Source organism: Actinacidiphila sp. bgisy167 (assembly GCF_965342175.1).
In the GTDB taxonomy this organism is placed as follows: Bacteria; Actinomycetota; Actinomycetes; order Streptomycetales; family Streptomycetaceae; genus Actinacidiphila.
In genome coordinates, this window is the sequence record NZ_CBDRBL010000104.1 from 1 (window position 1) to 20,187 (window position 20,187).

Genomic DNA, 20,187 nt, shown 5'->3' on the forward strand with positions numbered 1-20,187 from the left:
CGCCCTCTTTCGTTCACGGCCACGGGCGGTGCGGGTGCGTCTGCGCCCGCACCCGTCCGGTGGTCGTCAGCCCCGCAGGCGGCGCACGATCTTCCGGGCCAGCTGCCGCGGACCCTTGACGGGCAGCGGCCGCACCACCGGGCTCTTCGGGCTCCCCGAGTCATCGGTGAGGTTCCAGTACTGCGGGGACTTCTCACCCTTGCGCGGGTACTTCTCGTTCGGCTTGCGCGGCACGACCTCGGGGCGCTCCCAGGCGATGTCGCGCCGCACCACGCGCGCCGGTGCGCCGACCGCGACGCAGTTGTTCGGGATCTTCGAGGTGACGATGCTGCGGAAGCCGATGACCGAGCCGTTGCCGATGGTGACGCCGCCCATGACGACCGCGTGCTTGGCGATCCAGACGTGCTCGCCCACGACGATCGACTGGGACGGGTTCACGCGCTTCTCGGTGCGCACGTCGAAGATCGGGTGGGTGTCGTCGCCGCGCACCTCGATGTTCTTGGCGAACATGACGTCGGCGCCGATCGTCACCGACACGCCCTCGACGGCGGATATGAAGGCGCGGCCGGCGCATCCGACGTTCTCGCCGATCCAGATCCGGGACTCGTGCCCGCAGCGCAGCTCGAAGCGGAGACCCGCACGCTTCTTCGTGGTGGCCCCGATCTCTATCAGGCCGTTGTCTCCCGAGAACGTGACGAGCAGGTCCTTGATGTCCGCCTTCGGGTCGATGACGAGTTTGTTGTTCGACCCCTTGAACCGGATGTCGATCTTCGTCTCGATGGGCTCGCCGTCGAAGACGATCTCGTTTCCCTGGTCGTCCTTGTAACGCTCGAGTTTGTGGAGTTGCAGCATCCTGTGTAAGGGGTGTGCCCCCGACCGGGTCAGGGCCTGACCAACCCCTTGTACCTCCGTTCGACATGCGTGGTGCGCTTAAGGTATCCGATGACTCCGCGCGACGAACGGCGCGTCATCAGCGGGAATTGGGCGCCGTACGGCGGCGGGCAGGAGCCGCGGAAACCGCCGCGGGCAACAGTGCGCTCGACGCTGCGGCGGACGGGTCAGCATACCTGAGCGTAGCCGGGGCGCAGCGGGCCGACCTCCCTGGCGCCGCCCGGGAGAAATCACGGGGTGGCGGGGCGCCGTATGGCGCGGCGCCGTGGCGCGGTCCACTGTGGGGGACCCGCGTTCCGGAAATGCGGGCCGGGCCGGAGGGAATGAGGTTCCGCACCCCTTGCCGGGATGGTCGCCGGCCACTGCGCAATTGCGCCTGCCGGTCCTGTGCCGAATTTCCGGTTTCGGTATTTCCCGAGGCGCGAACGGGATGCCTGAACGCGCGCGACGCGTCGGCACGGCGGACGAGAGGTGCGTCACGGCGGCCGGGCGCGGGAAGCGCCGTCCCGCCGTCCCGCCGTCCCGCCGTCCCGCCGTCCCGCCGTCCCGCCGGGACGGACCGGCGCGGCCCGGCCGGCGGCCGCGTCCGCCCGGGACACCGCGGAAGCGGCCGCCGACGGCGGCTGGCGGGGAGCGGGATATATTCGCGCGGCCGTTCGTCGTGTCCGCCTGTCCCTCCAGGAGCCTTCCGTGCAGCCCCCGCTGTCTCCCCCGTACGCCCTCCAGCCAAAGTCGCCGCCCGCGGCTCGGCGCGCGCCCCTGAACGGGTTCGCCGTGGCCGCGCTGGTGACCGGGCTGCTGTGCATGCTGCCGGTGGTCGGAACGGTGCTGGGAGCGATCGCGCTGGTGCAGATCAAGCGAACGGGCGCGCGCGGCAAGCGCATGGCCGTGAGCGGGCTGGTGCTGTCGGCCGTCGGCACGATGCTGTACGCACTCGTGCCGGCCGGCGCCGGCCCCGGCTTCGTCGAGGGCTTCAAGAAGATCGTCGCGGAGGGCGCGCGGGACGGCGGCGCCTTCTCACTGCGCCGGGGCGACTGCTTCGACATCCCCGGCGGCGGCCTGGACGGCGCGGACGACGACGTGGACACCGTGCCCTGCGCCCAGCGGCACACCGGAGAGGTGGCCGGGGTGTTCCGGCTGCCCGTGCGCGGGGGCTACCCGGGCGAGGCGGCGCTCAGGGCGCGGGTGGAGGAGCGCTGCGAGCGGCTTGCCGACGGCTACGCCATGGACGGCTGGGCGGTGCCGGCGGGCGTCACGGTGTACTTCTACGCCCCGGGCCGTGATGCCTGGAAGCTGGGACGCCGTGAGGCGATCTGCGTCCTCGGCAAGGAGCAGGGCACGCTTCAGGGTTCGCTGCGGCAGGACGCGAGCACGCTCGACGAGCACCAGGTCGCCTACCTCGAGGCCGCCGACGTCATCAACGAGGCCATGTCCGGGGAGCCCGCGGCGGAGTATGTCGAGGACGACCTCGAGGGCTACCGGCAGTGGGCCGGCGAGGTCACGGTGGCCCTCGCCGCGGAGGCCAGGGCACTTGAGGCCCACCACTGGCCGGAAGGCGCCGGGAAACCGGTGGCCGCGCTCGTGGCGGAGGCCGGGAAGGCCCGTGCGCAGTGGGCCGTGGCCGCTGCCGCGAAGGACGCGGACGCCTACTACGAGCACCTCGAGGCGGCGGCCGCGCACAGCGGCCACGAGGAGGCGGTCAGGGCACGCGCGGCGCTGGGTCTGGCCACGACGGTAGCGGCGGCGGACCGTTCGGCGTGATCCGCCCGGACTCCCCGACGGCGGCGGGTCGGGGGCGGAGCGGGCGCCCGCGCGCGGCCGGGAGCAGGGGCGGCGACCGCGGTGCCGAGGAGCGGGTGGTGTTCACCATCCTTTGCACCGCCCCAGGTTGACAGCCCATTGACAGAGCCACGACGATGCGTGGTGCCACTGCGGCCGACGAGCCCGGTGTGCACTTCGACCACTCGCCCGGTGACGCCTCGGCCTGCTCACGTACGGGGAGAGCCGCCGTCAGCCGCGAACGCCGGGCCACGCAACGCCAGATTGGGTTCTGCATGTCCATATCCCGACGTGTCACCGTCGGACGACTGCTGGGCGTGAGCGCCGCGGCCGTCGCCCTGACCGCCGTGGGCGCCACCTCCGCCTGGGCCGGCGACTGCCCGGGCGGCAAGGGCTGGGACCACGGTGGCCACCACGGCTACACGCCCGGCCACGGCGGGGGCGTCAAGACCTCCACCGACCTCTGCGAGTTCTCGCTCGACGGCACGACGTGGTACTCGTCGGTCAAGGTCGACGACGTCAACCTCAAGCCCGGCGAGGACGGCAAGGTCCACGTCAAGGTCCGGGTCGCGCGCGGCTCCTCGTCCTGCACCGTGTCCCTCGCCACCTACCGCACGCACGGTCCCACCTTCCAGACCTCCGGCAAGCAGGTGTTCCACGACTGGGACACCGTGAAGATCGACAAGGGCACCGACACCCTCGACGTGGCCGTGCCGGACGCCACCTGCTTCGCGCAGGTCGACCTCTACTACGGCAACAAGAAGTACGACGGCGTCCTGGACGCAGGCGACGGCTACGAGCACGGCCCCCTGCCCGAGGGCCCGAACCACGCCGTCATCGGCGACAAGAAGATCGCCTGGTGGAACGGCGGCACGAAGGACTGCACCACGCAGGTCGTCCCGTCGGCCCCCGCCTCCTCCACCCCGACCGCCCCCGCGGGCGAGGAGACCACCCCCGCCGGCGGTGAGACCACCCCGACCGCCCCCGCGGGCGAGGAGACCACCCCCGCCGCGACCGAGACCCCCTCGGCCACCGCCTCGGCGCCGGCCTCGGCGTCGGCTTCGGCGTCGGCTCCGGTCTCCGCGTCCGCGTCGGCCTCCACCGCGCCGTCCGAGTCCGTCGAGGCCGCGACCTCGCAGTCCCCGGGCGGCGGCTCGGGCGACCTCGCCGAGACCGGTAGCAGCAACGTGGGCATGCTCGCGGCCGCCGCGGCCGTGCTGCTGGCCGCAGGTGGCGGCGTGGTCGTCGCCACGCGTCGCCGCAAGGCCGTCGCCCGGCACTGACACGCGCCGACCGCAGGAGGGGTACGGCCGCACCGGCGGCCGTACCCCTCCGTCATGCCGGGCCGGACAGCCGCCCCGCCGCGTGCCGGGTCCCCGCACCCGCCGACGTCCCCCTAGGCGACGGGGCCGTATGACGACGGGCGTATGACGAAAGGGCCATATGGGGCCTAGCCCAAGCTCCGCGCGGATTGGAACAATTCCCACCTGACCGTAGGGAGCGACGCGGGGGGCCGCATGACATCTCCTGGGGACACCGCCGTCGGCGAGCGCTACCCGACCGTGGACGAGGTCGCCGCGGCGGCCAGGGCCCTGGCGCTCCGGCGGCCCGAGGTCTGCCGGCTGCGGACGGTGGGCCTGTCCCGGGCGGGGGAGCCGCTGCTGCTGCTCTCGGTCGGGCACGGCTCGCGCAATGTCCTGGTGGTGGCCGGCCCGCACGCCAACGAGATGGTCGGCGGCGCCACCGCGCTGCTGCTGGCCCGGCGGATCGCCGCGGACCCGGTGCTGCGCGACGCCGCCGACGCCGCCTGGCACTTCCTGCTCTGCGCGGACCCGGACGGCGCCCGGCTCAACGAGGCCGTTCCCGAGGGCCGGTTCACGATGCTGGGCCACTACCGGCACTTCTTCCGCCCGCGCGCCGCGGAGCAGCCCGAGTGGCTGCCGGACGACGGGACGCTGGACGGGGCGCTGCCCGAGACCCGCGCGCTGATCGGGGTCATCGACGAACTGCGGCCGGTGCTGCAGTGCTCGCTGCACGGCGTCGACGTGGGCGGCACCTTCGTCCAGGTCACCCGGGACATCCCGCGGCTCGCGGAGCGGATCGCCAAGTCCGCCGCCGAGCTCGACATCCCCCTGGAGGCCGGCGCCTCCGACGCCTTCCACTGGCCGAGCCCCGGCCCCGGGGTGTACGTCCTGCCGCCACCCGGCGGGCCGCGCGAGGACGCCTCGCACTCCACCTGGACGTACGCCCACCGGTACGGCGGGACGACGGCGATCGCCGAGGTGCCGATGTGGGCCTGCGACCGCGCAGCCGACACCTCGCCCCACCCGGGCGCGGACGCCGCGCTGCGTGCGGCGGGGGAGAGGCTGCGCCGCGCCAGCCTGCTGGTCGGCGGGCTCATCGGGGAGGTGCGGCCGTATCTGCCGGGCGACGACGGGCCGCTGCTGCGCGCCGCGCGGGAGATCGTCGCGGTCGCCCCGGCGCTCGCCGCGGACTGGGATCCGGCGCTGCGCACGGCGGCCGCGCCGCCCCTGCCCGCGATGACCAGGGCCCGGGTCGGCAGCGTCGAGATCTACGCGCAGCGACTGCCGCTGCGCGCCGCCGCGATGCTGCTCCGGGCGGTGCGCGGAGTACAGGCCCCGCCCGTCCGGCTCGCGGGGCCGCGGGACGTGCTGGAGCGGCTGGTCGCGGACTGGTGCGAGGCGTACGAGACGGCGCACCGGGCCCGCTGGATACCGGTGCGGCACCAGGTGGAGCAGCACGCCGGAGCGGTGCTCGCGGCGTTCGATCTGCTACCCGGGTGACGCGACGGGTAAAGCCTTGCGGAAGGCTTGCGGGTGGCAACCCTGAGTTGTCAAGCTGTTGCACACAGTCAACCAGAGGGAGGGGCACGTGCCTTTCGGTGAGCAGCCCGCGTACCTGCGCGTCGCCGAGGATCTCCGCAGGAAGATCCTGGACGGCAGCCTCCCTCCGCACACCCGCCTGCCCTCGCAGGCCCGCATCCGCGCCGAGTACGGGGTCTCGGACACCGTCGCCCTCGAGGCCCGCAAGGTGCTGATGGCCGAGGGCTTCGTCGAAGGCCGGTCCGGCTCCGGAACGTATGTGCGCGAGCGCCCCGACCCGCGGATGGTCGTACGTACGGGCTACCGGCCGGGCAGCGGCCAGGCGACGCCCTTCCGGCAGGAGCAGGCGGACGAGAGCTTCAAGGGCACCTGGGAGTCGAACAGCTTCCAGGACACGGCGACCGCGCCTGTCGCCGAGCGCCTCGGCATCAAGCCCGGCGACCGCGTGATGCGCACGCGCTACCTCTACCGGACGGAGGGCGAGCCGATGATGCTCGCCACCTCCTGGGAGCCGCTGTCGGTGACCGGCCGCTCGCCCGTGCTGCTGCCGGAGGAGGGCCCGCTGGCGGGCCAGGGAGTGGTGGAGCGCATGGCCGCCCTCGACATCGTCGTCGACAACGTGGCCGAGGACGTCGGCGCGCGGCCGGGGCTGGCGGAGGAGACGGCGGTGCTGGGCGGGGTGCCCGGGCATGTCGTCATCGAGATCCGGCGTACGTACTACGCGTCAGGGCTGCCCGTCGAGACCGCGGACATCGTCATCCCGGCCGACCGCTACCGGGTCTCGTACCGGATGCCCGTGAAGTGACGTCTCCCGGAGGCCCGGCGGCGTCTTCGGGGCGGGCCGGCTGAGCCGCACGCCGGGTCCGGGCGGCGCCCCTCGCGCGCCGGGGTCGGCCGGTCGGCCGGATGCCGCCGGCGCACGGAGGGCGCGCGGGCGGCCGGGGCGGTGCCGCGGCGCACACCGTTGCGCCAGGGGCGCGGACAAGCGCCCCGTATGGGTCAACTCGGAATCGAACATGGCTCGATCGAGTCGAATACTTCCCGAACGTGTCCGGCGCGTCACGTTACGGCGTAGGCTCCGGCATATGCGCATCGCCGTTTCCTCGGACATGGACGAGCCGGTTGCGCGGCTGGTCGTCGACGAACTGCGTCGCCGCGGCCACACCGTGACCGCCTACGGCGCCCTGCGCGCCGGCGACCGCAAGGACTGGGCCTGGAGTGCGGAGAACGCCGCCCGGGACCTCGCGGAGGGCCGCGCCGACCAGGCCGTCGTGTGCTGCTGGACGGGCACGGGGGCCTCCATCGCCGCCAACAAGGTGCCCGGCGTCCGCGCCGCGCTCTGCGTCGACGCGTACTCCGCGGACGGCGCCCGCAAGTGGAACGACGCCAACGCCCTCGCCCTGAGCCTGCGTCTGACCAGTGAGCCCCTGCTCCGGGAGATCCTCGACGCCTGGTTCGCCGGCGCCCCGAGCGGTGAGGACGACGACCGGGCCAACGTGGCACACCTGGAGGAGATCCGATGAGCGAACTGGTCTGGGTGGTCATACGCCAGGACGACAACGGCAACCGCTACCGGGTCGGCCGCTACGCCACCCGGCAGGAGGCCGAACGCGTCGCCGACACCCTCGACGCCCGCGGCCACCGGCAGCTCTACCTCGTCGAGCGGATCGACCGGCGCGTGTCGTAGCCATCCGCCCCGGATAGGGTGCCGCCCATGACGACGCACGACGTGACGGTGGTGGTCGGCGCGGCCGTGATCGACCGGGGCCGGCTGCTCGCGGCCCGGCGCAGCGCGCCGCCGGAGCTGGCGGGGCGTTGGGAGCTGCCCGGCGGGAAGCTCGAGCCCGGGGAGACGGCGCCGCAGGCGCTGACCCGTGAGCTCCACGAGGAACTGGGAGTCGAGGCCGAGGCGCTGGAGCGGGTCCCCGGCGAATGGCCGCTGGGGCGCGGCTATGTGCTGCAGGTGTGGACCGCCCGCATCCTCTCCGGGGAGCCGCGGCCGCTGCAGGATCATGACGAGCTGCGCTGGCTCACCGCGGACCGGGTCGAGGAGGTCGACTGGCTGGACCAGGACCGTCCCGCGGTGGCCTGGGCGGCGGCTCGGGCGGCGGAGGGTTCCGCGTCGGCCTGACGGCCTGACGGCCTGACGGCCTGTCGGCCCCCGCGGGTCCTGCCCCCGGGGCGACCCGCCCCGCCGTCACCGTGACGCCGGTCGGATCCCGGGCGGGAAGTGGGGCCAGTCCCGGACGGCACGCGCCACGTCCGGGTCGAGGTTTTCCAGCAGGTCCACCACCTGTCCGAAGTCCACGGCGGGGCCGAGCAGTGCGCTGACGACGTTCCGGAAGGCCGCGGCGCCCGCGGTCTGCCACAGGCGCTTGGCGAGGACCTGCAGACCGAACTCGAACCAGACGTAGTTCGACCCGTCGCCCTCCAGCGAATCCGCCATGCGCGCCAGGTCGGTCACCGGCCAGTGGCTGTGCGGCGCCGCCGCCCAGGTGATGTCGAAGATGGTCTCCAGCCGCGCCGCCTCCGCCGGCTCGACCTCGCTGACGTAGCCCTGCAGCCCGAGGTTTGCGGCGAGTTCCCGCAGCCAGAAGGTCACGGGTCCCTCGGGCCCGTCGTCGACGCCGTGGGCGAGGTGACTGAGCTCGTGTGACACCAGGAGGTCGGCGAAGCCGCCCAGATCGAGCGGATCCCCGTACACCGCGTGCAGCCGCTCGAGGCCCTGGGGGCCCACAAGAGGGGTGAACGCGTCGGTCACGGCGTCCCAGAAGGGCGCGGGCTGCTGACCGACGACGACACGTTCACTGCTCACGTGGGGCATGCCGTACAGGGGGATGCTCGCCACCTTGTCCCAGTCGTCGGGACCGACCACGAACAGGGGCGGGGTCTCGGGCATGCTGACGTGGCGGCCGAGCCATTCGACCGTCCGCGCGGCGCGCTCGGCGACCTGGCGCCCGCGCGCGGCGCCCCCGGGACTCACGGAAACCGGGAACGGGAAGCCTGCGAGAGATTCCAGTCCCCATGGGTTGATTGCACTGCTCACCCCGTGACCTTATGTGTGCCCCATCGGTGGCGCACCGGCGCAGACGGCCACCGATCGCGGGGGGCGTGTGCCGCGGCGTCGTCCACCGGACGCCGCGGGCCGGGCGGACGCCGTCCGCCGCTCCCACCGGCTCCGCGGAGGCGCCCGGTTGACCGGCCATGTGTGGTTCGACGGGTCGGAGCAGGGTAGTTGAAGTGGGGCGACGGCAGAATCCGTGCGCCTCGAGATGATGCTGTGATCGACAAGTGCATGTGCGGAGCGGGGGTAATGCTGGATACTCGGCACCAGCCGGTCCGTATGTGTGAGCTGGAGGGGTCGGGCGTGAGCGATGAGCCGTCGGGGGTTTCCGGGCCCCGGAGCGCTGGGGCCATGACACCGAGCACCTGGCAGTCCAGCCCGCCCGGCTCCCTCTACGACTACATCCGGGTGGCCTCGTTCTCCCTCGGCCCCGACGGCCGGATCGAGCAGTGGAGCGAGCGCGCCGAGGAGTTCTTCGGCGTCCCCGCGTCCGAGGCGCTCGGCCAGGACCCGATCACCGCCTTCGTCCCCGAGGACCGGCGCACCCGGGCGCACGAGCGGATCGCGCAGATCCTCGACGGCCGCGAGTGGATCGGCACCGTCCCGTACCGCGACAAGGCCGGACAGGAGGGCCTGGCCGAGGTCTACGTCATGCCCTCGCGGACCGAGAGCGGAGCACGCGGGGCGCAGTGCATCGCCGTGGACGCCGGCGTCCTGCGCCAGATCGAGACCGATCTGGCCTCCTCGCAGGCTGTGTTCGGCCAGTCGCCGATGGGCTTCGTCCTCTTCGACACCAACCTCAAGCTGCTCCGCGTCAACCAGCGGTTCGTCACCGTCTTCGGCCGCGGCACCGGCGACCACCGGGGCCGCACCGCCTACGACTTCCTCTCCCGCGTCGAGGCCGACCGGCTCACCGCCGCGCTCAAGCAGGTGCTGGACAGCGGCGATCCCGTCCTGGACATGACGATCGTCGGCACCGTCCCCTCGGGTTCCGGCACCAACAACCGCAGGCGCTGGGCGATCTCCCTGTACCGGCTGCACAGCGGCAGCGGACGCCCCATCGGCGTCGCCGGCCTCGCGCAGGACGTCACCGGGCGCCAGCGCGCGGAGCGGGAGGCGGCCCACACCCGCCGCAACCTCGCCCTGCTCAACGAGGCCAGCCGGCGTATCGGCAGCTCCCTGGATCTGGAGACCACCGCCCGCGAACTGCTCGACGTCGCCGTGCCCCACTTCTGCGACCTGGCCTCGGTCGACCTCTACCAGGCGCTCCTGGTCGGCGAGGAGGGCCCGGTCGGGACGGCCGACGGCAGCGGCGAGGTCCGCCGGGTCGCCTTCGCCAGCGCTGTCTCGGACGCGCCCGTCGCCCTGCTGGACGGCGGACAGGCGGACGGTCCCGTCTCGGTGGGCGCCGTCCACCGCTACCCCTTCAACTCGCCCTGGGCGAGCGCTCTACGCACCGCCCAGACCCAGGTGATAGGCGCCGACGGAGGCGACCCGGATGCGGAGGTCGGGGAACTCGGCGGCAGCCTGGTGCAGTCCACCCTCGCCGTGCCCGTCGTCGCGCGCGACACCGTGCTGGGCCTGGTCCAGTTCGCCCGGGCCAAGGGCAGCGAGCCGTTCTCCGAGCGCGACCGGATGCTCGCCGAGGAACTCGCCGCACGCGCCGCGGTCTTCATCGACAACGCCCGGCTCTACCGGCGCGAGCACGAACGCGCCCTCATCCTGCAGCGCAGCCTGCTCCCGCCCGGCAACCCCGAGGCGGCCGGACTCGACATCGCCTGCCGCTACCTGCCGGGCAACATGGAGACCGAGGTCGGCGGCGACTGGTTCGACGTCATCGAACTCCCCGGCCACCGCACCGCGCTCGTCGTCGGCGACGTCATGGGCCGCGGTCTGCGTGCCGCCGTCGCCATGGGCGAACTGCGCACCGCGGTGCGCACCCTGGCGCTGCTGGACATCGAGCCGGCCGACGTGCTCTCCGCCCTCGACGAGGTCGCTCGCGGCCTCGGCGGCAGCGGCGACGAGCGCGGCAGCCGGCGCGGCAAGGAGGCTGACGGGTCGGACCTGTCCGAGGTCTACCTCGCCACCTGTGTGTACGCCGTCTACGACGCCATCACCCGGCGGGTGACCATCGCCAACGCCGGCCACCTGCCGCCGGTCCTCGTCGAGCCCGGCGAACAGGCCATGATGCTGGAGGTGCCGACGGGGATGCCGCTGGGCGTCGGCGGCGAGCCCTTCGAGGAGGTCGAGGTCGACCTGCCGGACGGCGCCCTGCTCGCCCTCTACACCGACGGCCTCGTCGAGTCCCGCAACCATTCGCTCGACGATGGCCTGCGCGCCTTCCGGGCCGCACTCGACGAACCCCAGCGGCCGCTGGAGGACGTCTGCGACCACATACTCGCCCGGCTCGACACCGCCCACGGCGAGGACGACATCGCCCTGCTCATGGCCCGCGTCCACGGCCTGCCCGCCGACTCCGTCGGGGACTGGACGCTGGAGCCCAACCCCCGCTCGGTGGCCCTCGCCCGCGAACTGGCCCGCGACTGCCTGCTCTCCTGGGATCTGGCGGCGCTGGTCGACACCACCGAACTGCTCGTGAGCGAACTGGTCACCAATGCCCTGCGGCACGGCCAGGGCGACATCCGGCTGCGCCTGCTGCGCGACCGCACCCTGGTCTGCGAGGTCTGGGACGACGCCCTCGTCCAGCCGCGCCGCCGCCGCGCCCGCGCCACCGACGAGGGCGGCCGCGGGCTCCAACTCGTCTCCCTGCTCAGCACCCGCTGGGGGTCCCGCCGCACCCACCGCGGCAAGACCGTCTGGTTCGAACTGGACCTGCCCTCGGAAGGCGGGGGCGGCGCGGGCGAGGACATGGTGGAGGCGCTGCTCAGCCTCTTCTGACGCGGCGAGCCCTCCGGGCAGCGCCTCCACCGGTGAGGAGCACGCGGGGGGAGCGTGCGCCGGGTCAGCGCCTGCGCCGGATCCTGCTGCCGAGCCAGACCAGCGGGTCGTACGCGCGGTCCACCACGCGTTCCTTGAGCGGGATGAGCGCGTTGTCGGTGATCTTGATGTGCTCGGGGCACACCTCGGTGCAGCACTTGGTGATGTTGCAGTAGCCGAGGCCGTGCTCGTCCTGGGCCGCCCGCTTGCGGTCCAGGCCCTGCTCCTGCGCCGCGTCCAGCGGATGCATGTCCAGCTCCGCCACACGCATCAGGAAGCGCGGACCGGCGAAGGCCTTCTTGTTCTCCTCGTGGTCGCGGACGACGTGGCAGGTGTCCTGGCACAGGAAGCACTCGATGCACTTGCGGAACTCCTGCGAGCGCTCCACGTCCTCCTGGAACATCCGGTACTCGCCCGGCGCCACGCCCTCGGGCGGCACGAAGGACGGCACCTCCCGCGCCTTCTCGTAGTTGAAGGACACGTCCGTCACCAGGTCCCGCACCACGGGGAAGGTCCGCATCGGCGTGACCGTGACGGTCTCGTCCCGGTCGAAGACCGACATGCGGGTCATGCACATCAGCCGCGGCCTGCCGTTGACCTCGGCGCTGCACGAACCGCACTTGCCGGCCTTGCAGTTCCACCTCACGGCCAGGTCGCCCGCCTGGGTGGCCTGCAGCCGGTGGATGATGTCGAGGACGACCTCACCGTCGTTGACCTCGACCCGGTAGTCCTGGAGCCCGCCGCCGTCCGCGTCGCCGCGCCAGACCCTGAAGTGCGCCGTGTACGTGCTCACCGGTCCAGCTCCTCGTCCGTCAGGTACTTCAGCAACTCGTCCTTCTCGAACAGCGCGAGCAGGTCGGGCCGGATCGGCTGCGTCTCCCGCCGGGCGACCGACACCTCGCCGAACGCGTCCGCCGGGTCGGAGAGCCGGCAGACCAGGTTGAGCTTGCGCCAGCGGCGGTCCATCTCCGGGTAGTCCTCCCGGGTGTGGCCGCCCCGCGACTCCGTGCGCTCCAGCGCCGCCCGGGCCACGCACTCGCTCACCAGCAGCATGTTGCGCAGGTCGAGGGCCAGATGCCAGCCCGGGTTGAACTGCCGGTGGCCCTCGACCCCGGCCCGCCGGGCCCGTAGCCGCAGCGCGTCCAGCCGGGTCAGCGCCTCCTCCATCTCGCTCTGCCGGCGGATGATGCCGACCAGGTCGTTCATCGTCTGCTGCAGCTCCTGATGGAGCGTGTAGGGGTTCTCCGCAGCCCCGTCCGGCACGGCCCCGGCCTCCGCGCTGAACGGCCGCAGCGCCTCCGCGGCGGCAGCGTCGACCTGGGACTGCGCGACGGCCGGGCGCGTGCCGCCGAGCGCGGCGGCGTACTCGGCCGCGTACAGTCCCGCCCGGCGCCCGAAGACCAGCAGGTCGGAGAGCGAGTTGCCGCCCAGGCGGTTGGAGCCGTGCATGCCGCCGGCCACCTCGCCCGCCGCGAATAGCCCGGGGACCCCGGTCGCCGCGGCCGTGTCCGGGTCGACGTCGACACCGCCCATCACGTAGTGGCAGGTGGGGCCGACCTCCATGGCCTCGGCGGTGATGTCGACGTCCGCCAGCTCCTTGAACTGGTGGTGCATCGACGGCAGTTTGCGCCGGATGACCTCGGCGGGCAGCCTGCTCGACACATCGAGGAACACCCCGCCGTGGGGGGAGCCGCGGCCGGCCTTCACCTCGGAGTTGATCGCGCGGGCCACCTCGTCGCGGGGGAGCAGCTCCGGCGGCCGGCGGTTGTTGTCCGGGTCCTCGTACCAGCGGTCGCCCTCGTCCTCGCTCTGCGCGTACTTCTCCTTGAAGACGTCCGGGACGTAGTCGAACATGAACCGCTTGCCCTCGGAGTTGCGCAGCACCCCGCCGTCGCCGCGGACCGACTCGGTGACCAGGATGCCCTTCACCGACGGCGGCCAGACCATGCCCGTCGGGTGGAACTGCACGAACTCCATGTTGACCAGCGGCGCCCCGGCCAGCAGCGCCAGCGCGTGCCCGTCGCCGGTGTACTCCCAGGAGTTCGACGTCACCTTGAAGGACTTGCCGATGCCACCGGTCGCCAGCACCACGGCCGGCGCCTCGATGACGAAGAAGCGCCCCGACTCGCGGACGTAGCCGAAGACGCCGCAGACCTTCCCCCCGGACCCCGGGCCGGAGGGCGATCCCGCCTCGCCGCCCGCGTCCTCCTGCGTGAGCACCCGGGTGACCGTGCACTCCTGGAAGACCTTCAGCCGGGCCTCGTGGTCCCCGTACTCGCGGTGGTCCTCCTGCTGCAGCGAGACGATCTTCTGCTGGAGGGTGCGGATCAGCTCCAGGCCCGTGCGGTCGCCGACGTGCGCCAGGCGCGGGTACTCATGGCCGCCGAAGTTGCGCTGGGAGATCCTCCCGTCCTTCGTGCGGTCGAAGAGCGCGCCCCAGGTCTCCAGCTCCCAGACCCGCTCCGGCGCCTCCCGGGCGTGCAACTCGGCCATCCGCCACTGGTTGAGGAACTTCCCGCCGCGCATGGTGTCGCGGAAGTGGACCTGCCAGTTGTCGTGCGGATTGACGTTGGCCATGCTCGCGGCGATGCCGCCCTCGGCCATCACGGTGTGCGCCTTGCCGAAGAGCGACTTGCAGATCACGGCGGTACGCATGTCCTGCTCGCGCGCCGCGACGGCGGCGCGCAGCCCCGCCCCGCCCGCGCCGACCACGACGACGTCGTACGCGTGCCGTTCGACTTGTGCCATCAGAAGAACCTCGGATCGTCGAACGCCCCACTGGCGACCAGGTAGACATAGAGATCGGCGAGCGCGACGCTCGCCAGCGACAGCCAGGCCAGCAGCATGTGGTGGGCGTTGAGCTTCCCCACCCAGGTCCACATGCGGTACCGCACCGGGTGCCGGGAGAAGTGCCGCAGCCGCCCGCCGACGACGTGCCGGCAGGAGTGGCAGGAGACGGTGTACGCCCAGATCAAGGCGATGTTCACCACCAGCACCAGCGTGCCCAGTCCCATGTGGCCCCAGGCCCCCTGCTCGTCCCGGAAGGCGAGCACCACGTCGTAGGTCAGGATCGCCGCGACCGGGATGGCGAAGTAGAAGAAGTACCGGTGGATGTTCTGCAGGACCAGCGGGAACCGCGTCTCACCGGTGTACTTCTCGTGCGGCTCGGCCACCGCGCAGGCGGGCGGCGAGGCCCAGAAGCCGCGGTAGTACGCCTTGCGGTAGTAGTAGCAGGTCAGCCGGAATCCCAGCGGGAAGACCAGCACCAGCAGGGCGGGGGACAGGCCCCACCAGTCGCCGAAGAGCGGCCAGCGGGCGCCGAGCGGCATGTCCACGCACGTAGAGCCCAGGCAGGGCGAGTAGAACGGCGAGACGTACGGCTCGGCGAAGTAGTACGCGTTCGAGAAGGCCCGCCAGGTCGAGTAGACGACGAAGGCGCCGAGGCCCAGCGCGGTCAGCAGGGGCTGCAGCCACCAGCGGTCGGTGCGCAGGTGCCGTGCCGCGATGGCGGCGCGTCCGGCGGAACGCACCCCGCGGCGCGCCGCCGGCGCGGGTGGGGTCGGTGGAGCGGGGGGTTGTGTGTCGGTGGCCAAGGACTACTCCCTAGGGCGCTCGGCGGTCCGGCGCCCCCAGCCCTTCGTCCTCCGCGCCGGACCAGAGACTGGGGTCGTACGGCGTATCGGGGATCGTCACCGTCTCGGGGCGCGACGGCTGCCCGAGAGGGGAGGTGGCGACGCTGTCGCGCAGCAGCGCGAGGTCGTCGCTGAGGTGCTTGGTGTCGGCGCGCACCCGCCTCATGTCCAGGCTGTCGCCGACGCGCTGCTCCAGCCTGGCCACGGCCCGGCCCAGTTCGTCGAGGCGGCGCTGTACCGATGCAAGGTCGTCCTGCAGGGACATGGCTGTCCTCACCTCCGCCACGTTGCGGGTGCATGACGCTGGCGCCAAGCGAGTGTCGCGCGTCACAGTCGCGCTTGGGAAGGGATCTGCACGGATTCTCCCACCTGCGGGTGAAGCGCGCCCGGCGCGGACGCGCCGTGGCGCGTGAATCCCCCGAAGGCCGCGCGCCCGTGCGAGGACGGCGCCCCGGCGTCCGGGGCGGGAGCCCGCGGAGGCGTTGCGCCGGGTGGGTGGGAGGGCGGCGGCCGCGCGACGTGTCGAGGGCCCGCGGCTCGCGGAATGGCTTTCAGTAGGTGCGATAAGCGGCAAATAGACCGCCCCGTGATCATGGCCCCCCTCGCGGAGGTACGCACGCATGGCCCGCAGCGCCACCTTGATCCGCTCCGCGACCGCCGTGGCACTCGCCGCCGTGGTCGCCTCCTCCGCCGGGTGCACCGCCGGCAAGGACGACCCGCTCGCCGGGACCGACCTCGCCTCGGCGCCCCGGGAGGCGGTACGCGACGGAGGCACCCTGCGCTGGGCCGTGGACGCGGCCCCTGCCACCCTGAACGCGTTCCAGGCCGGGGCGAACGAGGCCACCACCCTGGTCGCCGGGGCCGCGCTGCCGGCCGCCTTCCGGCTCGACGGCAAGGGCCGTCCCCACCTGGACACCGATCTGCTGCGGTCGGCGAAGGTGGTGCGCACCGAGCCGCAGCAGGTCGTGTCCTACCGGCTCAACCCCAAGGCGGTCTGGAGCGACGGCCGCCCGATCGGCGCCGCCGACTTCACCGCCCAGTGGAAGGCGCTGCGCGGCACCGACGACGCCTACTGGAGCGCGCGCAACGCCGGGTACGACCGGATCTCCTCCGTGACGAAGGGCAAGGACGCCCACGAGGTGAAGGTCACCTTCGCGAAGCGGTACGCGGACTGGCAGTCGCTGTTCACCCCGCTCTACCCCAAGGACGTCACCGGCACCGCCAAGTCCTTCAACGAGGGGGCGCGCAGCACGCTGCCGGTGTCCGGGGGGCCGTTCGCGGTACGCAGCGCGAGCGGCAAGACCGTCAGGCTGGTCCGCAACGCCAAGTGGTGGGGCGACCGAGCCAAGCTGTCCGAGCTGCTGCTGACCGCCACGCCCCCGCAGCAGCGGGCCGCCGACCTGGCCTCCGGCGCGCTGGACGTGGCCGAGGTCGACCGGGACGTGACCGGCAGGCATGTGGCCGTCTACCGCACGCGCGCCGCCTCCTACACCCAGCTCGCGCTCAACGGCTCCACCGGGCCGCTGGCCGAGGACGAGGTGCGGCACGCCGTGGCCCGCGCGGTGGACCGCCAGGCCATCGCCAAGGCGGTGCTGGGGCCGCTCGGCCTGCCCGACGAGCCGCTCGGCAACCACCTGCTGCTGCTCACCCAGGCCGGCTACGCCGACCACAGCTCGGCCCTCGGCACGGCCGACACGAAGGCCGCCCGCGCCCTGCTCGCCGCAGCGGGCTGGCGACGCACGGCCCCGGACCCCGGGCCGGAGAAGGCCGCCGCCAAGCGTGCCGGGGCCGCGGCGCCCAACCAGGCGGCGCCCGCGCACAAGGTCGAGGTCAGCGTCGTCGAACCGGCCAGGACGGTGCTGCGCAAGGACGGCAAGGCACTGACGCTGCGCTTCGTCCTCCCCAAGTCCTCGGCGACGCTGAACACGGTCGGCGACCGCATCGCGACCATGCTCTCCGGCATCGGCGTGCGCACCGAGATGAAGCGGGTCGCCGACGACAGCTTCTTCCGCGACCACGTCGCCGCCGGGGACTTCGACCTCGCCCTCTACGGCTGGCCCGGCACGCCCTTCCCGGCGACCGACACCCGTCCGATCTTCGCCAAGCCCGAGCCGGGGCCCGACGGCTCCCTGGTCGTCGAGCAGAACTATCCTCGGGTCGGCACGGACCTCATCGACCAGCTCTTCGACCAGGCCGCCGGCGAACTCGACCCGGACAAGGCCCGCGACCTGACCGACCGCGCCGACGCCCGCCTCTGGGCGGCCGCCGGCTCCATCCCCCTCTACCAGCGCCCCGAGCTGATCGCGTTGCGCAAGGACGTGCGCAACGCGGGGGCCTTCGGCTTCGCGACGCCGCGCTTCCAGGACATCGGCTTCAAGAAGTGACCTCCCCCTCCGGGTGAGCGACCGCTCGGCCCCTCCTCCAGAGGGCCACCCCCGAGCCACGGCGCCGGCGCCGTGGCTCGGGGGTGGTCGCGCGTTCCGATGAGGAGGGCCACGCCCCGGGCGGCGAGGGGGAAGGTCGAGATCCACCCCGAGACCACCCACCCCACCCCGTCACCGTTCCTCGGCCCGCCAGGTCACCCCGGGCGCCCTGGGTCCGGCTCTGTCGACGGCTGCACATCACGCTCGCCGGGGCACGCCGCACGCGCTCTGCGCGGCGGCAGACGGCGAACGGCAGGGCCTTGGAGGCCGCGCGGACAGGCGGGCCGGCGTCGCGGGTCGATGGCTCTCGCCTGGCGGCGTTGTCGTCGGTCGCCGCAGCTCCGCTGCGTCTCTCTTCTCCGCCTTGCCCGGCTCGGCCCTCGACCCGCTCCTTTCTCCACCCCGCCTATCCGCGCGACCTCTTATCCAGGCCGCCGCGACCCGCTCCGAGGAGCGGGTCGCCGCAGCGACGCCGCCCGTGCTCGAGCGCCTGGCGCAGGCGCTCGGCCTCGACCTCCGGGCGGAACCGGTTCCGCACACGCCCCCCGCGTGAGCGGGGCGAGAACGGAACCGATCATGCCCGGGCGGTCGCTGCCGCCCGCGCCCCGTACCATGGGGTGAGGCCGTGGCTCGACTCGCCCGGCGGCAGGTGTGCCGACGAGGGTATGCCGCCACACCCACCAACCCGGGAGAAGCGCCGCAGTATGCCCACGCGCAACGACATTCGTAATGTCGCCATCGTCGCCCACGTCGACCACGGGAAGACGACGTTGGTCGACGCCATGCTCAAGCAGGCCGGAGCCTTCGCGGCCCACCAGCACGTGGACGACCGCGTGATGGACTCCAACGACCTGGAGCGCGAGAAGGGCATCACCATTCTCGCCAAGAACACCGCGGTGAAGTACCACCCCAAGGACGGCGGCGAGCCGATCACGATCAACATCATCGACACCCCCGGCCACGCCGACTTCGGTGGCGAGGTCGAGCGCGGTCTGTCGATGGTCGACGCGGTCGTGCTGCTCGTGGACGCCTCCGAGGGCCCGCTGCCGCAGACCCGCTTCGTGCTGCGCAAGGCGCTGGCCGCGAAGCTGCCGGTCATCCTCTGCATCAACAAGACCGACCGCCCGGACTCCCGGATCGACGAGGTCGTCAACGAGGCCTACGACCTCTTCCTGGACCTGGACGCCACCGAGGAGCAGATCGAGTTCCCGATCGTCTACGCCTGCGCGCGTGACGGCGTGGCCTCGCTCACCAAGCCGGAGGACGGCACCGTCCCGGCCGACAGCGACAACCTCGAGCCCTTCTTCTCCACGCTGCTGGAGCACGTCCCGGCCCCGTCGTACGACGAGAGCGCGCCGCTGCAGGCGCACGTGACCAACCTCGACGCCGACAACTTCCTCGGCCGCATCGCGCTGCTCCGCGTCGAGCAGGGCGAGCTCAAGAAGGGCCAGACCGTCGCGTGGATGAAGCGCGACGGTTCGGTCCAGAACGTCCGCATCACCGAGCTGATGATGACCGAGGCGCTCACCCGGAAGCCCGCGGAGAAGGCCGGCCCGGGCGACATCTGCGCCGTCGCCGGCATCGCCGACATCACCATCGGCGAGACGCTGGCCGACCCGGAGAACCCGATCGCGCTGCCGCTGATCACGGTGGACGAGCCGGCGATCTCCATGACCATCGGTGCGAACACCTCGCCGCTGGTGGGCCGTGGCCCCGGCGGCAAGGGCGCCGACAAGTCGGCGGTCAAGGACCGCAAGGTCACCGCCCGCCTGGTCAAGGACCGCCTGGAGCGCGAGCTGATCGGCAACGTCAGCCTCCGCGTGCTGCCGACCGAGCGCCCCGACACCTGGGAGGTGCAGGGCCGCGGTGAGCTGGCGCTGGCCATCCTGGTCGAGACGATGCGCCGGGAGGGCTTCGAGCTGACCGTCGGCAAGCCGCAGGTGGTCACCCGCGAGGTCGACGGCAAGGTCCACGAGCCGGTCGAGCGCATCACCATCGACGTGCCCGAGGAGCACATGGGCGCCGTGACGCAGCTCATGGGCACCCGCAAGGGCCGGATGGACAACATGTCCAACCACGGCTCCGGCTGGGTCCGCATGGAGTTCATCGTGCCGTCCCGCGGTCTGATCGGCTTCCGTACCGAGTTCCTGACCGGCACCCGCGGCACGGGCATCGCCCACTCCATCCACGAGGGCCACGAGCCGTGGTTCGGCCCCTTGGTGACCCGCAACAACGGCTCCCTGGTCGCCGACCGTGCCGGTGCCGTGACGGCCTTCGCGATGACGAACCTGCAGGAGCGGGGCGTGCTCTTCGTGGAGCCGGGCACCGAGGTGTACGAGGGCATGATCGTCGGCGAGAACTCGCGCGCCGACGACATGGACGTCAACATCACCAAGGAGAAGAAGCTCACGAACATGCGGTCCTCGTCGGCCGACTCGTTCGAGGCGATCGTCCCGCCGCGCAAGCTCTCCCTGGAGCAGTCCCTGGAGTTCTGCCGCGACGACGAGTGCGTCGAGGTGACCCCGGAGACCGTCCGCATCCGCAAGGTCGTCCTGGACCAGAAGGAGCGCGGCCGCGCCGCGTCCCGCGCCAAGCGCTGAGGCAGGTCACGACGACGG

Annotated in this window: 16 protein-coding genes; 10 read left to right on the forward strand and 6 right to left on the reverse strand. The window is 72.6% G+C overall.

Annotated elements, in window-relative coordinates:
• Nucleotides 1-66: 66 nt before the first annotated feature.
• The gene (locus ACRWND_RS27540) at nucleotides 67-852 is read right to left on the reverse strand and encodes an acyltransferase (RefSeq protein ID WP_431954095.1); all 786 of its coding nucleotides are present in this window, start codon (nucleotides 850-852) and stop codon (nucleotides 67-69) included.
• Nucleotides 853-1,581: 729 nt separating this feature from the next.
• Here ACRWND_RS27540 and ACRWND_RS27545 point away from each other — a divergent pair.
• From ACRWND_RS27545 to ACRWND_RS27575, 7 genes are all read left to right on the forward strand, one after another.
• Nucleotides 1,582-2,652: a DUF4190 domain-containing protein gene (locus ACRWND_RS27545; protein WP_431954097.1), complete on the forward strand. Its 1,071-nt coding sequence runs from the start codon at nucleotides 1,582-1,584 to the stop codon at nucleotides 2,650-2,652.
• 293 nt (nucleotides 2,653-2,945) lie between these two features.
• Nucleotides 2,946-3,953 carry an LAETG motif-containing sortase-dependent surface protein gene (locus ACRWND_RS27550; RefSeq protein WP_431954099.1) on the forward strand — a complete coding sequence of 336 codons (1,008 nt, stop codon included), beginning with the start codon at nucleotides 2,946-2,948 and terminating at the stop codon, nucleotides 3,951-3,953.
• 234 nt (nucleotides 3,954-4,187) lie between these two features.
• Nucleotides 4,188-5,474 carry a M14 family zinc carboxypeptidase gene (locus ACRWND_RS27555; RefSeq protein ID WP_431954101.1) on the forward strand — a complete coding sequence of 429 codons (1,287 nt, stop codon included), beginning with the start codon at nucleotides 4,188-4,190 and terminating at the stop codon, nucleotides 5,472-5,474.
• Between the two features lie 88 nt (nucleotides 5,475-5,562).
• Nucleotides 5,563-6,318, forward strand: a complete 756-nt coding sequence (locus ACRWND_RS27560) for a GntR family transcriptional regulator (protein WP_431954103.1) — start codon at nucleotides 5,563-5,565, stop codon at nucleotides 6,316-6,318.
• Nucleotides 6,319-6,598: 280 nt separating this feature from the next.
• Nucleotides 6,599-7,036 carry an RpiB/LacA/LacB family sugar-phosphate isomerase gene (locus tag ACRWND_RS27565; protein ID WP_431954105.1) on the forward strand — a complete coding sequence of 146 codons (438 nt, stop codon included), beginning with the start codon at nucleotides 6,599-6,601 and terminating at the stop codon, nucleotides 7,034-7,036.
• Nucleotides 7,033-7,200: an SPOR domain-containing protein gene (locus ACRWND_RS27570; RefSeq protein ID WP_431954107.1), complete on the forward strand. Its 168-nt coding sequence runs from the start codon at nucleotides 7,033-7,035 to the stop codon at nucleotides 7,198-7,200. The genes ACRWND_RS27565 and ACRWND_RS27570 overlap by 4 nt, the downstream gene beginning before the upstream one ends.
• Nucleotides 7,201-7,227: 27 nt before the next feature.
• The gene (locus tag ACRWND_RS27575; RefSeq protein ID WP_431954109.1) at nucleotides 7,228-7,644 is read left to right on the forward strand and encodes a (deoxy)nucleoside triphosphate pyrophosphohydrolase; all 417 of its coding nucleotides are present in this window, start codon (nucleotides 7,228-7,230) and stop codon (nucleotides 7,642-7,644) included.
• A 66-nt stretch (nucleotides 7,645-7,710) separates the two neighbouring features.
• Here ACRWND_RS27575 and ACRWND_RS27580 read toward each other — a convergent pair whose 3' ends face one another.
• Nucleotides 7,711-8,559, reverse strand: coding sequence for a hypothetical protein (locus ACRWND_RS27580; protein WP_431954111.1), 849 nt, complete (start codon nucleotides 8,557-8,559; stop codon nucleotides 7,711-7,713).
• Between the two features lie 369 nt (nucleotides 8,560-8,928).
• Between ACRWND_RS27580 and ACRWND_RS27585 the strand changes: the two genes are divergently transcribed.
• On the forward strand, nucleotides 8,929-11,475 hold the full coding sequence (locus ACRWND_RS27585; protein ID WP_431954113.1) for a SpoIIE family protein phosphatase: 2,547 nt from the start codon (nucleotides 8,929-8,931) through the stop codon (nucleotides 11,473-11,475).
• 64 nt (nucleotides 11,476-11,539) lie between these two features.
• On the opposite strand, the gene ACRWND_RS27590 is transcribed toward ACRWND_RS27585, so the two are convergent.
• Genes ACRWND_RS27590 through ACRWND_RS27605 form a run of 4 tightly spaced genes read right to left on the reverse strand, consistent with a single transcriptional unit; the run spans nucleotide 11,540 to nucleotide 15,411 of the window.
• On the reverse strand, nucleotides 11,540-12,307 hold the full coding sequence (locus ACRWND_RS27590; protein WP_431954115.1) for a succinate dehydrogenase/fumarate reductase iron-sulfur subunit: 768 nt from the start codon (nucleotides 12,305-12,307) through the stop codon (nucleotides 11,540-11,542).
• Complete coding sequence (locus tag ACRWND_RS27595) at nucleotides 12,304-14,262, reverse strand: fumarate reductase/succinate dehydrogenase flavoprotein subunit (RefSeq protein ID WP_431954117.1); 1,959 nt, start codon at nucleotides 14,260-14,262, stop codon at nucleotides 12,304-12,306. The genes ACRWND_RS27590 and ACRWND_RS27595 overlap by 4 nt, the downstream gene beginning before the upstream one ends.
• Complete coding sequence (locus tag ACRWND_RS27600; RefSeq protein ID WP_431954119.1) at nucleotides 14,262-15,107, reverse strand: hypothetical protein; 846 nt, start codon at nucleotides 15,105-15,107, stop codon at nucleotides 14,262-14,264. The genes ACRWND_RS27595 and ACRWND_RS27600 overlap by 1 nt, the downstream gene beginning before the upstream one ends.
• A 10-nt stretch (nucleotides 15,108-15,117) precedes the next feature.
• Nucleotides 15,118-15,411: a hypothetical protein gene (locus ACRWND_RS27605; RefSeq protein WP_431954121.1), complete on the reverse strand. Its 294-nt coding sequence runs from the start codon at nucleotides 15,409-15,411 to the stop codon at nucleotides 15,118-15,120.
• A 355-nt stretch (nucleotides 15,412-15,766) separates the two neighbouring features.
• Here ACRWND_RS27605 and ACRWND_RS27610 point away from each other — a divergent pair, with 355 nt between their 5' ends.
• Nucleotides 15,767-17,530, forward strand: a complete 1,764-nt coding sequence (locus ACRWND_RS27610) for an ABC transporter family substrate-binding protein (protein ID WP_431954123.1) — start codon at nucleotides 15,767-15,769, stop codon at nucleotides 17,528-17,530.
• A gap of 743 nt (nucleotides 17,531-18,273) precedes the next feature.
• Nucleotides 18,274-20,169, forward strand: coding sequence for a translational GTPase TypA (gene typA / locus ACRWND_RS27615; protein ID WP_431954125.1), 1,896 nt, complete (start codon nucleotides 18,274-18,276; stop codon nucleotides 20,167-20,169).
• The last annotated feature ends 18 nt before the right edge of the window (nucleotides 20,170-20,187 follow it).